Raw genomic sequence first — 14,178 nt, 5'->3', positions numbered from 1 at the left:
GTTTCAGGAGTACAGCGGAGGCCCGCGTGCGGCGTGAGCGCGCCAGATGCCCGTGTCCACCACCGGCGCGCGCGGCGCGGCCAGCGGCGCGCGCTGGCGCAACCACGGCAACACCAGCAACAGCAACGCCAGCAAGGGCAGCAGGCGCGCGGCCAGCAGGCAGTAATCGCACGCCTGCTCGTGCGCCATGCCGCCGTCGTCATGGACGCCGGCGTGGGCAGGCGACGACGCCGCAGGCAACGCAAGCACCGGTTGCAGGCCGCGGCTGGTGCACAGCGCCTCCGCCGCGGCAGCGGCCCAGTCGCCGGACCGCGCCTGCTGCAAACGGCTCAGCAACGGCGCAGCCAGCATCAGCGCGATCGCCAGCAGGGCGAGCGTTCCCCAAAGCGACGTTGGCTGGCGGCGACGGATCACCGCCGCAGTCTAGGGCCTGCTGCCCGGCTCGCGGAAGGCCCTGCGACAGCTTGACGCATGTGCGGCAAGGCGGGACGCGCGGTGTGCATGCCGCCGGGCGACCGCACACGGCGCGCCGATCCGGCCGCGGCAGTGACCCAGCCCCCACTTCGGCGACAGGAATCGCTTACAGCGTGGCGCGGCGCTCAAGCCCTGTGGGGCCGTGTCGACACCTGCACCGAAGCCACGCCTGTGCGTCGGCCATTCGAAGACTTCATCCGTGGAGGGACGAAGATGATTCCGAGTAAAAGCCATCCCAAGTGGGTTCCGCTGCTCCGCGGCGATACCAAGCTGCAGTTCAAGGTATTCGCCGGGAACATGATGCTGAGCCAGTGCGCGCGCAAGTTGAAAAGCGATGCGTCGCCGCAGACCGTACAGGCCTGCATCGACGAGGCGCACGCGTTCTTCAGCAAATACGAAAATCTCTACAAGGCCGAGCTGCAGGCCCACTTCTGAGGAGAAGCGACATGCTGATGACACGCGAACAAGCGGCGCAGAAGATCCAATCCGGCGCCACGCTGTACCTGGCCGGCGACCAGGCCCTGCTCGACAGCCTGCCCAAGGGCAACTGGATCGGCGGCACCATTCCCTATTTCATGGACAAGCAAGGCGGCACCTACAGCCGCGAACTGATCTTCGTCAGCGAGCAGGACCCTTGCGTCAGCGGCTCGAGCGTGCGCTGGTACGACGTGGGCGAACTGCCGTCCATCGCCAGCGACTCGCCCGATCACGGCTTCAGCGTGATCATCCTGCCGGCGACCAGCCAGGCGCACGTGCGCTATGCGCAGGATTCGCCCGACTACCCCGGGCTGTTCATGAAGAACATCGTCGGCTGGGTGTCCGGCGTGGACCTGTCGGACCTGGGCAAGCTGGCGCCGCGCATCTACGACGGCACCAGCGGCAAATCCTACAGCGAAGGCTGCGTGGCGCTGCACGCGACGCTGCCGGAGGACAAGATGGTCTCGGTCGGGATCGTCAACTGCTTCGAGCAGGGCGACGGCGACGTGATCACCTTCGCCCAGGACGGCTTCGACGTCGGCCAGGCGCTGGTCAACGGCGAGCCGCGCGACTTCGCCGAGTACCTCACCGCCAACCAGATCGACGTGCGGCTGCCGCTGGTGGCCGACTACAACGGCGAGAAGATCAACGCCAGCATCCAGTCGATCGACCAGGACGCGCGCAAGGTCACGCTGTACGCGCCGGTGTTCCGCGGCGTGGAGTACCGCATCGCCGCACCGGTGGCCAACTACGTCGAGGAATTCTCGCGGCAGTTGCCACAGACCGTGAGCAGCCCCGAGTTCAGCTGCAACTGCATCCTCAACTTCCTGTACTCGGAACTGGAGGGCAAGCGCACCGGCGAACTGATCGGACCGGTGACCTTCGGCGAAGTGGCCTACCAGTTGCTCAACCAGACCATGGTGTACCTGCAGATCGAGGACATGCCGACCTGAGCGCCGCACAACGGCTCCACCCGGCGGGCGCAGCGATGCGCCCGTCGTCGTTTGTGGAACGGGGCCACGCGCTTGCTTCATTTCGTAATTTCTGGAATTATCGAATTGATGGACACCGACAGCACCGTTTCCGCCCTGCGCGCGCTCGCCCACGGGCACCGCCTGGCCGCCTACCGTGCGCTGGTCCAGGCCGGGCCGGACGGCATGGCGGTGGGCGAATTGCGCGCCGCATTGGGCCTGGCCGCGGCCACGCTGACCGCGCACCTGCACGTGCTGCGCGGTGCCGGCCTGATCGCCGACGAACGCCAGGGCCGGGTGATCCGGCTGCGCGCCGACTACGCGCGCATGTACGCGCTGATCGGCTTCCTGACCGAAAACTGCTGCGGCAATGGCAGCTGTTCCTCCGACGCTGCAGCGCCCGCCGCCGCGCGCGTGCCATAGCGCAGCGCCCTCCTCCCTATCGCACCGAGTCCCGATGAGCGCCATCACGATCTACCACAACCCCGCCTGCGGCACCTCGCGCAATGTCCTCGGACTGATCCGCAACAGCGGCGCGGAACCGACCGTGATCGAATACCTGAAGACCCCGCCGGACCGCGCCACCCTGCAGGCGCTGATCGCGGCACTGGGCATCCCGCTGCGCGAGGCGATCCGGCAGAAGGGCACGCCCTACGCCGAACTGGGCCTGGACGATCCCTCGCTGGGCGACGACGCATTGCTCGACGCGATGCTGCAGCACCCGATCCTGATCAACCGGCCGATCGTGGTCACCGCACTGGGCACGCGCCTGTGCCGGCCGTCGGAAACGGTGCTGGAGATCCTGCCCTCGCCGCAGCGCGGCGCCTTCGCCAAGGAAGACGGCGAACCCCTGATCGACGCGGACGGCCGCCGTGTCGGTTGACCTGTCCGAGCTGCCGAACCTGGACCCGGCCGCGTTCGTGCGCCCGGATCCGCTGGCGCTGAGCGCCGCCCGCGCCACGCATCCGCCGCGCATCCTGCTGCTGTACGGCTCGTTGCGCGAACGCTCCTACAGCAAGCTGCTGGCGCTGGAAGCGGCGCGGCTGCTGCAGGCGATGGGCGCGGAAACGCGCCTGTTCGATCCGCGCGGCCTGCCGCTGCCCGACGCCGCCCCCGACAGCGATGCGAAAGTGCAGGAACTGCGCGAGCTGACCCTGTGGAGCGAAGGCATGGTCTGGTCCTCGCCTGAACGGCACGGCGCGATGAGCGGCGTGCTCAAGGCGCAGATCGACTGGATCCCGCTCAGCCAGGGCGCGCTGCGCCCCACCCAGGGCAAGACCCTGGCGCTGCTGCAGGTGTCCGGCGGCTCGCAGTCGTTCAATGCGCTCAACCAGATGCGCGTGCTCGGCCGCTGGATGCGCCTGCTGACCATCCCCAACCAGTCGTCGGTGGCCAAGGCCTGGCAGGAATTCGACACCCCCGGACGGATGCTTCCCTCGCCCTACTACGACCGGCTGGTGGACGTGATGGAGGAACTGCTCAAGTTCACCCTGCTCACCCGCGACCTGGCGCCGTACCTGGTCGACCGCTACAGCGAACGCCGGCCGGGCACCGATTCCCTGGCCGCGGCATCGGGCGCGGCACCGCCGGCGGTCGTTGCGTCGACGTGAAGACCGCGTCGTCAAAATGTGTGATCGGTACCATAGACTGAGCGACTCACCGTCGCCGAGCCGTTCGCATGTCTTCCGTCGCACCCGCTGCCGGCCCGGTCTATTGCGCCGCCAAGCCCGGCAACGAAACGCTGCGCCTGGACGCGTTGCATAGCTACGCGATCCTGGACACGCCGCGCGAGCCGGCCTTCGACGACATCACCCGCTTGGCGGCGATGATCTGCCAGACCCCGATCGCGGTGGTCAACCTGATCGACAGCGAGCGGCAGTGGTTCAAGAGCGAGATCGGCCTGGGCACCCGGGAAACCCCGCTGGCGACCTCGCTGTGCGCGCACGCATTGCTCGAGGACGACCTGCTACTGGTGCCGGATACGCGCGAGGATCCGCGCTTCGCCTCCAATCCGCTGGTCACCGGCGCGGAACGCCTGCATTTCTACGCCGGCGCCTTGCTGAAGACCTCCGACGGCCTGCCGCTGGGCACCGTCTGCGTGCTCGACCGGCGCGCGCGGCAGCTGACCTACGAACAGATCGAAGCGCTGCGCGCGCTGGCGCGGCAGGCGATGGCGCAGCTGGAACTGCGCAAGGCACTGGCGCTGGCGCAGGAATCCAACCACTACCGCAGCCGCCTGCTGGCCATCGCCGGGCACGACCTGAAGACGCCGCTGCGCACGGCGTCCTATGCGTTGGCCAAGGTCCAGCGCCAGCTCGATGCGGTCGGCAGCGTGCCGCTGGACGAGGCGCGCAAGGCGCTGAACCAGGTCGCCGCCGGCCTGGACGATCTCGCCACCAGCGCGGTCGCCGGCGGTGAGCACAGCCTGCCGGTGCAGGGCGAGGTGGCCCTGGGCGAGCTGCTCGGCCCGATCCTGGACACCTGGCGGCCGCAGGCCGCGGCCAAGGGACTGCGGCTGCGCTACGTGCCGACCAAACTGCGCGTGCGCAGCCACGCCACGCTGCTGGCCACGTTGCTCGGCAACCTGCTCGGCAACGCGGTCAAGTACACCGAGCACGGCTCGGTGCTGATCGGCTGCCGGCGCCGGCGCGATCACGTGGTGGTGGAGATCATCGACAGCGGCATCGGCATGGACGGCGACAGCCTGCGCACCCTGTTCCAGGCGTTCCGCCAGGCCGATCCGCGCAGCGAAGGGCTCGGCCTGGGACTGTGGATCGTGCGCCGCACCGCCGAGACGCTGGGCTGCAGTGTCGAGGTGCGCAGCCGCCCGGGCCAGGGCAGCCGCTTCTCGGTCACGCTGCCGCTGGCGAGCGCGACCAACGCCTGAGCGCTACCGCACCGCGCGCACCGTGGCGCGCGGCACTGCGGGTTATTCCTTCAGCACCATGTCGATGCACAGCACCGCGGCCATGATCAGGATGCGCACGTCATCCTCGCTCGGCACCGCATTCTCGATCGCGAGCATGTAGTTGTCGGCCGAGGTGAACAGCTCCTTGCCCAGCCCGGCCCACTTCTTGGACACCCGCGCCAGTTCGCGCTCGCCCTGCACGAAGCGGAAATCCCAGCTGGTCCATTTGCCGCGCAGCGTGCACACCAGCTTCTCGCGTGCATCGAGCACGTCGAACTTGCCGCCGATGGAGAAGAATTTCTGGCTGAAGGAACCGACCAGGCGATCGTGCTCGTCCAGCACCTCGACCTTGGACAGGAACAGCGAGAAACCGCGCTTGACCGTCAGCACCTTCTGCCCGTTCGGGGTGCGCACCTCCACATGGAACGGGGTCATGCGCTTGTAGTCGCTGAAACGGAAGATCTTGGTGAACAGGCCCAGGTTCGGCTCGCGGCATTCGAGCACTTTCTGGTTGCTCTGCGGATCGAACACGTCGTAGTTGTTGGCGGCCTTGAACATGCCGACCTGCTCCTTGACGAAGAACAGGTTCTGCTGGAGGACGGGGTGCATGGACATCCTTGTTTCGGGTAAAAGAGCGCGCACCGTAGCGGCCGCGCGCAAGGATGGCAATGGCATGCCCGAACGGCGCGGCATCGGCGCGCAGCGACGAGCGCGCCGTGAGTGCGGCGCCACCGGCGAGCGCCGCTGCGGATATCGCCCGACCGGCGCGGCAAGCGCCAGGCGCGGCGAAGACGCCGCAGCGGCGCTGCTCAGCTGGTGATGGTCTGGGTCAGCTCTTCCCAGGTCGGCGGGGTCGGCCAGTCCGGTTCCTGGTTGCCTTCCATGACCCGGCGCAGGTCGCGGGTGTCGATCTGCGGCGCCAGCACATGCACCAGTTCCAGCGCGTAGTCGCGCAGCACGCGGTCGCGCGGCAGCACCGCCCAGGCGATGCACTCGGGGATCTCCGGCGGCGCCGGCCAGGCGCGCAGGTCGGTATCGCCAGCATGCACCGCCATTTCCGCGAGCAGGCCGACGCCGAGCCCGGCGCGCACGTAGGTCTTGATCAGGTCGGCGTCGAGCGCGGTCAGGGCGATGCTCGGCTCCAGCCCGAGCCGGGCGAAGGCGCGCTGCAGCGAGGAGCCGGAGCGGGTCGAGGATTCGTAGCTGATCAGCGGCTGCACCGCCAGCGCGGCCATGTCCGGCACCCGCTTGGGCACGTCCAGCGCATGCCCGCGCGGCACCAGCACCAGCCGCCGCCAGCGGTACAGCGGCACCGCGATGCCGGCGCCCGGCTCGCTGCCGGCGGTGCTGACGATGGCGATGTCGGCATCGCCCTGGCTGAGCAGGTCCAGCGCCGCGCTCTCGGCGGCCTGCTGCAGGTGCACGCTGACCTGCGGATACGCCTGCTTGATCTGCGCCACCGCCGGCGGCAGCACGAAGCGCGCCTGGGTGTGGGTGGTGGTCAGGGTCAGCTGGCCCTGGCTCTCGCGGCGCTGGTTGGCGGCGTAGGTGCGGATGTTGTTGGCCTCGGCCAGCACCGCACGGGCGCGCTCGATCACCTCGCGGCCGGCCGGGGTCACCGTCTCCAGGCTGCGGCCCTTGCGCACGAACAGCAGGAAACCGAGTTCGTCCTCCAGCTGCTTGAGCTGCTTGGACAGCCCCGGCTGGGTGGCGTGCACGCGCGCCGCGGCCAGGGTGATGTTGAGATCGGCATCGGCGATGGAGACGAGGTAGCGGAGTTGGGTCAGCGTCATCGGAGCGAGGGCGAGGCGCCGCCTGGCGGGAGCAGCCACGACTGTAGTGGAAATGGGCCACTCACCTTATAACCGAAAGCTATCTGGTAGAGGCATGAAGTCATTTCCGGAGGCTATAAGCCGGCGCTACGGTCACCCCTCCCACCTCCTTCCTGCGTTGCGACTGCCGTGAGCCCTGCCCCGATTGCGTTGTATCCGGACCTGCGCGAGCGGCCCGTACTGGTGGTCGGCGGCGGCACAGCCGCCGAGCGTCAGGTGCAGGCGTTGCTCGCGGCCGGCGCGCTGCCGCGGCTTGGCGCGCCGGCACTGACGCCGGTGCTGCAGGCCTGGGCCGATGCCGGGCGCATCCAGTGGCTGCATGGCCGCTTCGATGGCGCCTGGCTGGACGCGGTGTGGTACCTGGTCGCCGCCAGCGACGACCCCATGGTGAACCGGCAGGCGCTGCAGGCGGCCGCCGCGCAACGGGTGCTGGCGCAGGACGCGATCGGCACAGCCGATCCGGCCGCAGCCACAGCGTCGGCGGACGCCGCCGGCGACGGCATCGGCGCATCCGCCGCTGCGGCGCAGGCGCACGCGCTCCGTCCCGGCACGGTGACCCTGGTCGGCGCCGGCCCCGGCGATCCCGGCCTGCTGACGCTCAACGCGCTGCGCGCGCTGCGCAGCGCCGACGTGGTCCTGCACGACCGCCTGGTCAGCGCCGCGATCCTGGACCTGCTGCCTGGCACCGCCGAACGGATCGAAGTCGGCAAGTCGGCCAGCGGCCACAGCGTGCGCCAGGAGCAGATCCACGCGCTGATGCTGGAGCACGCGCGACGCGGGCGCCGCGTGGTGCGGCTGAAGGGCGGCGATCCGTTCGTGTTCGGCCGCGGCGGCGAGGAACTGGAATACCTGCGCGCGCACGGCGTGCCCTACGCGGTGGTGCCGGGCATCACCGCGGCGCTGGCCTGCGCGGCCTACGCCGGCATCCCGCTGACCCATCGCGAGCACGCGCAGTCGCTGCGCCTGGCCACCGCGCACTGCAAGGAATCGTTCGACACGCTGGACTGGGTCGCGCTGGCGCAGGAACGGCAGACCCTGGCGGTGTACATGGGCGTGGCCGGACTGGACACGGTGCGCGAACGCCTGCTGCGCGCCGGCCGCGCCGCCGACACGCCGTTCGCGCTGGTGGAAAACGGCTCGCGCCCGCAGCAGCGGGTGGTGGTCGGCACCCTGGCCGACCTGCCCGACACCGCCCGCGCGCACCAGGTGCGCTCGCCGGCGTTGCTGATCCTCGGCGAGGTGGCCGCGCTGGCGAGCAGCCTGCACTGGTTCGGCGCCGCACCGCTGACCGCACCGCCCTCACCTTTCCCGAAGCCGGCCGTGCCTACCCTGGCCCACGCCGCCTGACCCGCATCCCTTTTCCGGAGACCCTGCGCATGGCCATCTACGACAACATCCTCGACACCATCGGCCACACCCCGATCGTCAAGCTGCACCGCCTGCCGCCCGAGCACGTGAGCCTGTACGTCAAGGTCGAGGCGTTCAATCCCGGTGGCTCGGTCAAGGACCGCCTGGCACTGGCGATCGTGCTCGACGCCGAGGCCAAGGGCCTGCTCAAGCCTGGCGATACGATCGTCGAAGCGACCTCCGGCAACACCGGCGTGGCCCTGGCGATGGTCGCCGCCGCGCGCGGATACAAGTTCGTGGCGACGATGGTGGAGACCTTCTCGATCGAGCGCCGCAAGCTGATGCGCGCGTTCGGCGCCAAGGTGATCCTGACCCCGGCCGCCGAGCGCGGCAGCGGCATGGTGCGCAAGGCCGAGGAACTGGCCCAGCAGCACGGCTGGTTCCTGGCCCGCCAGTTCGCCAACCCGGCCAACCCCGCCTACCACCGCAGCACCACCGCCGCGGAAATCCTGCGCGATTTCGCCGGCCGCCGGCTGGATCATTTCGTCAGCGGCTGGGGCACCGGCGGCACCCTCACCGGCGTCGGCGAAGTGCTGCGCGTGGCGCGTCCGGACGTGCGCATCACCGCCACCGAGCCGGCCGGCGCGGCCCTGCTGCAGGGCCAGGAGTGGAAGCCGCACAAGATCCAGGGCTGGACCCCGGACTTCGTGCCCGAGGTGCTCAACCGCGAGGTCTACGACGAAGTGCTGAGCGTGGAGGACACCGATGCGATCTCCGTCTCGCGCCGTCTTGCCGCCGAGGAAGGCATCTTCACCGGCATCTCCGGCGGCGCCACCGTGGCCACCGCGCTGCGCGTGGCCGAGACCGCGGCGCCCGGTTCGGTGATCCTGGCGATGCTGCCGGACACCGGCGAGCGCTACTTCTCCACCCCGCTGTTCGCCGACATCAACGAAGGCTCCGACGACGACTGGCTGGCCGGACTGCCGTAACGGCGCGTGGTACGGCGCGGCCGCAGCGTGCGGCTACGCTGGCCAGGCAAGCAGTATCACAGCGGCGAGGCGTCACGTAGGAGGAGCTTTCGGCTCCGCCCCGATTCCAGCGTCGGCAGGGTGCAATGTGGGAGGGACTTCAGTCCCGACGCTTTCCGGCATCGGAAAGCACACCGCTGCGTTCGTCGCGGCTGAAGCCGCTCCTACATTCGCCTTCGGACAGCCGGCTGGGTGCACTGTAGGAGGGGCTTCAGCCCCGACAGACTGAGTCCGAAGTCGAACCTCCCCACTTCGCTCGTCGCGGCTGAAGCCGCTCCTACAAGGGTGATGTCAGCGTGCGGCGAGCACAGCTTGGGGCAGTGGCAACGCGTCCCCTTGCTCCTGATCCGCAATCGAACGCTGCGCCGCCAACGCCGATGTGCGCAGCAACAACTGCGCGACCACCGCCACCGCGATCACCGCCGGGGCCTTGCCGTCGATCCCGGGCAGGCCGATCGGACAGGTCAGCCGCGCCTGCGCGGCGTCGCCCAGGCCGTCGTGGCGCAATCGCGACAGGAACCGTGCGCGCTTGGAGGCCGAGCCGATCAGGCCGACGAAGCCGGCACGGCCGGCCAGCGCCGCGGCGGTGAGCCGATAGTCCAGCGCATGATCGTGGGTCAGGATCAGCAGCAGCGCGTCGTCCGATGCGGCGCCGGCGCGCGCGAGCAATACGGATTCGTCCAGATGCGCCGCGCCGGCGGCAGCCGCCAGCTCTGCGCGCGGATCGGACCAGTCCAGCGCGAACGGCAGGCCGTGCAGCGCATGCGCGATGGCGATGCCGACGTGGCCGGCGCCGAACAGATACAGCGGCGTGCGCCGTGGGCCGATCGCCTGCGCCAGCAGCGCGCCGGCCGTGGGCGCCGGTGCACGCAGCGATAGCGCTTGCGGTGGCGCATCGCTGATGCAGTGATCGAGGCGGTCAGGCAGCAGCCGGGTCAGCAACGTGCGTCCCAACGTCGCCTCTTGCAGCCAGTCGCTGCGCGCCGGATCCAGCCGCTCCAGCAGCAGGCGCACGCGGCCGCCGCAGCACTGGCCGAGCAGGTCGTCGGCCTGGGCGTGCCCCGCGCAGTCCGCGCAAGCACCGTTGCAGCGCAGCGCGCGCGCCGGTGCGGCCGCGCCCAGCGTGTAGTCCTGCACCCGCCAGCTGCCCGGCGGTTGCGCCAGCAGTTCGCGCGCCAGCGCGCAGGCGCGCCACTCGAGCACGCCGCCGCCGACGGTGCCGATGCTGCCGTCGGCACTCACCAGCATGCGCGTGCCGGCCTCGCGCGGAGTCGAACCGGCGGTGGCCAGCACCGTGACCAGCGCAGCCGCACCGCGCGCCAGCGCCGCTTCGGCCTGCAGGCTCCAGTCAGCGCGCATCGGCGTTGCCCGCCGCGATCGCGGCCAGGATCCGTTCCGGCGTGGCCGGCGCGTCCAGCGCCGGCACGCCCGCACCCGACACCGCCGCGGCCACCGCCTGGGTCAGCGCCGAGAACACCGAGATCGCCAGCATCAGCGGCGGTTCGCCGACCGCCTTGGAGCGATGGATGGTCGCCTCTTCGTTGCGGCCGGCCTGCCACAGGTGGATGTCCATCCGCGCCGGGCGATCGCTGGCGGTGGGAATCTTGTAGGTGGACGGCGCATGGGTCAGCAGCCGGCCGTGCGCGTCGTAGACCAGTTCCTCGGTGGTCAGCCAGCCCATGCCCTGGACGAAGCCGCCCTCGATCTGGCCCAGGTCGATCGCCGGATTCAGCGAACGGCCGACGTCGTGCAGCACGTCCACCGCCAGCACCCTGTGCTCGCCGGTCAACGTGTCGATCACCACTTCGCTCAGCGCCGCGCCGTAGGCGAAGTAGTAGAACGGGCGGCCGCGGTGGCTGGCGCGGTCGTAGTGGATCTTCGGCGTGGCGTAGTAGCCGCTGGCGGCCAGCGAGATGCGCGCCATGTGCGCCTGCCGGCACAGCACGCCGAACTCCAGTTCCAGGCTGCCGGCGACGACCTTGCCGGCAGCGAAGCGCACCTGCTCCGGCGCCACGCCGCCGCGCTCGGCGGCCAGCGCCGCCAGGCGCGCGCGGATGTCGCTGGCCGCGTTATAGGCGGCCATGCCGTTGAGGTCGGTGCCCGAGGACGCCGCGGTGGCCGAGGTATTGGGCACCTTGTCGGTACGCGTGGCGGTGATGCGCACGCGCTCGGTCTCGATCCCGAACACGTCGGCGACGATCTGCGCGACCTTGATCATCAGCCCCTGGCCCATCTCGGTGCCGCCGTGGTTGAGCTGCACCGAGCCGTCGGCATAGACCAGCACCAGCGCGCCGGCCTGGTTGAGGTGGCTGGTGGTGAAGCTGATGCCGAACTTCACCGGGGTCAGCGCCAGACCTTTCTTCAGCACCCGGTGGCGCGCGTTGAATGCGGCCACCGCCGCCTGGCGTGCGGCGTAATCGGTGCGCGCAGCCAGTTCCTCGATCAGCGCCGGCGCGACGTTGTCCTCCACGGTCATGCCGTACGGGGTGACGTTGCGGTCCGGCGCCGCGTACAGGTTGGCGCGGCGCACCGCCAGCGCATCGCGGCCCAGCGCGGCGGCGACCGCGTCCAGCACCCGCTCGATCGCCAGCATGCCCTGCGGCCCGCCGAAGCCGCGGAAGGCGGTGTTGGACACGGTGTGCGTGCGCAGCCGGTGCGAGACGATCTCCACTACCGGCAGCCAGTAGCAGTTGTCGGCATGGAACATCGCGCGGTCATTGATCGCCAGCGACAGATCGGTGGTGGCGCCGCAGCGCGAGGCCAGTTCCAGGCGCAGCGCCAGGATGCGGCCGTCGTGGTCGAAACCGACGCTGTAGTCGACCAGGAAGTCGTGGCGCTTGCCGGTGATGCGCATGTCGTCGTCGCGGTCGTAGCGCAGCTTGGCCGGGCGCCCGGTCAGTGCGGCGACCAGCGCGCAGGCCGCGGCCGGCGCCGCCGCCTGGGTCTCCTTGCCGCCGAACGCGCCGCCCATGCGCCGCACCTCCACGGTCACGTCGGCGCTGCGCAGCCCGAGCAGTTCCGCGATCAGGTGCTGCACCTCGCTCGGGTGCTGGGTCGAGGACAGCACATGCAGCTGGCCCTGTTCGCCGGGCAACGCCACGGCGATCTGCCCTTCCAGATAGAAATGCTCCTGCCCGCCGATCTCCAGCGCGCCGCTGCAGCGCCGCGGCGCCGCGGCCAGGGCAGCATCGACGTCGCCACCGCGCGCCATGCGCTGCGCCGGCTCCAGCACCGCACCTGCGGCGCGCGCCTGGGCGATGCTCAACAGTGCCGGCAGCGGCGCGTACTCGACCAGCGCCAGCCGCGCGGCGCGCCGTGCCGCGGCGTGGCTGTCGGCAGCGACGACGAACAGCGGCTGGCCGTGATAGAGCACGTCGTCGCGCGCGAACAGCGGATCGTCGTGCGCGACCGGGGCGACGTTGTTCTCGCCGGGAATATCGGCGGCGGCGAACACCGCCACCACGCCGGGCGCCGCGCGTACCGGCGCCAGGTCCATGCGCAGCAGCCGCGCATGCGCGTGTTCGCTCAGGCCGAACGCCAGATGCAGCATGCCCGGCGGCTCGGGCAGGTCGTCGATGTAGCGCGCCTGCCCGCTGACATGCCCCTGCGCGCTGTCGTGGCGCAGCGAACGCTGCACCTGCGGCAAGGCCGCATCCGCGGTGGTCGGGACCTCAGCCATCGACCAGTTCCAAGGCCAGCACCGACAGCGGTTCGTGCGGATGCGCATGCCCGATCCACAACCGCCGCAGCAGGTTCGCGGCCACCGCCAGGCGATACGCCGCCGAGCCGCGCGCATCGCTGAGCGGGCTGAAGTCCTGCGCCAGCGTGGCCGCGGCGGCCTCGAGCGTTGCCTCGCTCCAGGGCTGGCCGCGCAACGCCTGTTCGGCGCCACGCGCGCGCTGCGGAATGCCGGCCATGCCGCCGAAAGCGATCCGCGCCTGCGTCACCACACCATCGGCGATGCATAGCGCGAACGCGCCGCAGACCGCGGAGATATCGCTGTCGAAGCGTTTGCTGAGCTTGTCCACGCGGTACAGCGTGGCGGCCGCCGGGCGCGGCACGTGGACGCTTTCGACGAACTCGCCGGGCAGCCGTGCCTGGCGGCCGTAAGCCAGGAAGAACTCCTCCAGCGGCAAGCTGCGCCGTGCGTCGCCACGACGCAGGGTCAGCGTGGCGCCGAGCGCGATCAGCGCCGGCGGCATGTCGCCGATCGGCGAGCCGTTGGCGATGTTGCCGCCGATGGTGCCGGCGTTGCGCACCTGGGTCCCGCCGATGCGCCGCAGCAGTTCGCCCAGCGCCGGGTGCAACGTGGCCAATGCGGCATGCGCTTCGCTGTAGCGCACGCAGGCGCCGATGTTCAGACCGTCGGGTGTTTCGTGCAATTCGCGCAACTCGGGGATGTCGCCGATGAACACCACATCGTCGAGGACGCGCTGCTGCTTGGTCACCCACAGGCCGACATCGGTCGCGCCGGCGACCAGGCGCGCGTCGGGACGTTCCAGCAGCAACGCCGCCAGTTCGTCGGCGCTGCGCGGGGCCACGCTGCGGCGCACGCGGCCGGCCGCCGGATCGGCATGCGTTTGCGCCAGCGCGGTGCGGCGGCGCAGCGCGCGCAAGCCGGCGAGCGTGTCCGCATCGTCGCGCGGCGCGACCGGCACCGCCGCGCCGGCCTCCAGGATCGGGCCATAGCCGGTGCAACGGCACAGATTGCCGGCGATCACGTCGGCGACCGCCGCCTGTTCGGTGCCCAGCGCGCCGATGCTGCGCGCGTACAGCGACATCACGAACCCGGGCGTGCAGAAGCCGCATTGCGAGCCGTGGCGTTGCACCAGTTCGTCCTGCACCGGATGCAGCGCCCCCCCGGCGGCCAGGCTCTCCACGGTCAGCAGCGCCTTGCCGTCGAGCATCGGCACGAACAGGATGCAGGCGTTGAGCGCGCGCCAGCGCACCCGCTCGGCGCCGTCGGCACCGGCCAGTTCGCCGACCAGCACCGTGCACGCGCCGCAATCGCCCTCGGCGCAGCCTTCCTTGCTGCCGGTGCGGCCGAGCCGGTAGCGCAGCAGATCGAGCACGCTGGCGGTCGGATCCCCCGCCTCCAGTTCCAGCACTTGCCCATCGAGCAGGAACCGCACCGCGTCCAT

Annotated in this window: 15 protein-coding genes; 9 read left to right on the top strand and 6 right to left on the bottom strand. The window is 70.5% G+C overall.

What is annotated here, in order from left to right:
- Positions 1-3 precede the first annotated feature (3 nt).
- The gene (locus AB8810_RS05905) at positions 4-414 is read right to left on the bottom strand and encodes a DUF2946 family protein (RefSeq protein WP_369915817.1); all 411 of its coding nucleotides are present in this window, start codon (positions 412-414) and stop codon (positions 4-6) included.
- 57 nt (positions 415-471) lie between these two features.
- Here AB8810_RS05905 and AB8810_RS05900 point away from each other — a divergent pair, with 57 nt between their 5' ends.
- The 6 genes from AB8810_RS05900 (at position 472) to AB8810_RS05875 (ending at position 4,809) form a co-directional block, all read left to right on the top strand.
- A complete protein-coding gene (locus tag AB8810_RS05900; protein ID WP_369915816.1) occupies positions 472-909 on the top strand; it encodes a hypothetical protein in 438 nt (145 codons plus the stop codon).
- An 11-nt stretch (positions 910-920) separates the two neighbouring features.
- Positions 921-1,904 carry a hypothetical protein gene (locus tag AB8810_RS05895; protein ID WP_369915815.1) on the top strand — a complete coding sequence of 328 codons (984 nt, stop codon included), beginning with the start codon at positions 921-923 and terminating at the stop codon, positions 1,902-1,904.
- Positions 1,905-2,012: 108 nt separating this feature from the next.
- Entirely contained in the window at positions 2,013-2,345 is a 333-nt protein-coding gene (locus AB8810_RS05890) for an ArsR/SmtB family transcription factor (protein ID WP_369915814.1), read from the top strand.
- Positions 2,346-2,379: 34 nt separating this feature from the next.
- Positions 2,380-2,805 (top strand): arsenate reductase (glutaredoxin), encoded by a 426-nt coding sequence (arsC, locus tag AB8810_RS05885; RefSeq protein ID WP_369915813.1) that lies wholly within the window; start codon positions 2,380-2,382, stop codon positions 2,803-2,805.
- A complete protein-coding gene (gene arsH / locus AB8810_RS05880; protein WP_206256819.1) occupies positions 2,795-3,532 on the top strand; it encodes an arsenical resistance protein ArsH in 738 nt (245 codons plus the stop codon). The genes arsC and arsH overlap by 11 nt, the downstream gene beginning before the upstream one ends.
- Positions 3,533-3,600: 68 nt before the next feature.
- Entirely contained in the window at positions 3,601-4,809 is a 1,209-nt protein-coding gene (locus tag AB8810_RS05875) for a sensor histidine kinase (RefSeq protein WP_369915812.1), read from the top strand.
- A 42-nt stretch (positions 4,810-4,851) separates the two neighbouring features.
- Here the strand turns inward: AB8810_RS05875 and AB8810_RS05870 are convergent, their stop codons facing one another.
- Complete coding sequence (locus AB8810_RS05870; protein ID WP_179566746.1) at positions 4,852-5,439, bottom strand: phospholipid scramblase-related protein; 588 nt, start codon at positions 5,437-5,439, stop codon at positions 4,852-4,854.
- Between AB8810_RS05870 and AB8810_RS05865 the strand changes: the two genes are divergently transcribed.
- Positions 5,438-5,650 carry a hypothetical protein gene (locus AB8810_RS05865; protein WP_369915811.1) on the top strand — a complete coding sequence of 71 codons (213 nt, stop codon included), beginning with the start codon at positions 5,438-5,440 and terminating at the stop codon, positions 5,648-5,650. The genes AB8810_RS05870 and AB8810_RS05865 overlap by 2 nt on opposite strands.
- Here AB8810_RS05865 and AB8810_RS05860 read toward each other — a convergent pair.
- Positions 5,640-6,623, bottom strand: coding sequence for a LysR family transcriptional regulator (locus tag AB8810_RS05860; protein WP_369915810.1), 984 nt, complete (start codon positions 6,621-6,623; stop codon positions 5,640-5,642). The two genes, AB8810_RS05865 and AB8810_RS05860, sit on opposite strands and share 11 nt — an antisense overlap.
- 168 nt (positions 6,624-6,791) lie before the next feature.
- Between AB8810_RS05860 and cobA the strand changes: the two genes are divergently transcribed.
- Together cobA and cysK are read left to right on the top strand one after the other, a co-directional pair.
- Positions 6,792-8,009, top strand: a complete 1,218-nt coding sequence (cobA, locus tag AB8810_RS05855; RefSeq protein ID WP_369915809.1) for a uroporphyrinogen-III C-methyltransferase — start codon at positions 6,792-6,794, stop codon at positions 8,007-8,009.
- A 29-nt stretch (positions 8,010-8,038) separates the two neighbouring features.
- Positions 8,039-8,998, top strand: a complete 960-nt coding sequence (gene cysK, locus AB8810_RS05850; protein WP_179566752.1) for a cysteine synthase A — start codon at positions 8,039-8,041, stop codon at positions 8,996-8,998.
- Positions 8,999-9,328: 330 nt separating this feature from the next.
- On the opposite strand, the gene xdhC is transcribed toward cysK, so the two are convergent.
- Genes xdhC through xdhA form a run of 3 tightly spaced genes read right to left on the bottom strand, consistent with a single transcriptional unit; the run spans position 9,329 to position 14,178 of the window.
- The gene (gene xdhC / locus AB8810_RS05845) at positions 9,329-10,396 is read right to left on the bottom strand and encodes a xanthine dehydrogenase accessory protein XdhC (protein WP_369915808.1); all 1,068 of its coding nucleotides are present in this window, start codon (positions 10,394-10,396) and stop codon (positions 9,329-9,331) included.
- A complete protein-coding gene (gene xdhB / locus AB8810_RS05840) occupies positions 10,386-12,716 on the bottom strand; it encodes a xanthine dehydrogenase molybdopterin binding subunit (RefSeq protein ID WP_369915807.1) in 2,331 nt (776 codons plus the stop codon). The genes xdhC and xdhB overlap by 11 nt, the downstream gene beginning before the upstream one ends.
- Positions 12,709-14,178: a xanthine dehydrogenase small subunit gene (xdhA, locus tag AB8810_RS05835; RefSeq protein WP_179566758.1), complete on the bottom strand. Its 1,470-nt coding sequence runs from the start codon at positions 14,176-14,178 to the stop codon at positions 12,709-12,711. The genes xdhB and xdhA overlap by 8 nt, the downstream gene beginning before the upstream one ends.

It is taken from the genome of Xanthomonas sp. NCPPB 3005, assembly GCF_041228095.2.
GTDB classification, from domain to species: domain Bacteria; phylum Pseudomonadota; class Gammaproteobacteria; order Xanthomonadales; family Xanthomonadaceae; genus Xanthomonas_A; species Xanthomonas_A bonasiae.
The sequence above is the reverse complement of the archived record's forward strand: the minus strand, read 5'-3'. Positions and strand labels throughout refer to the sequence as shown.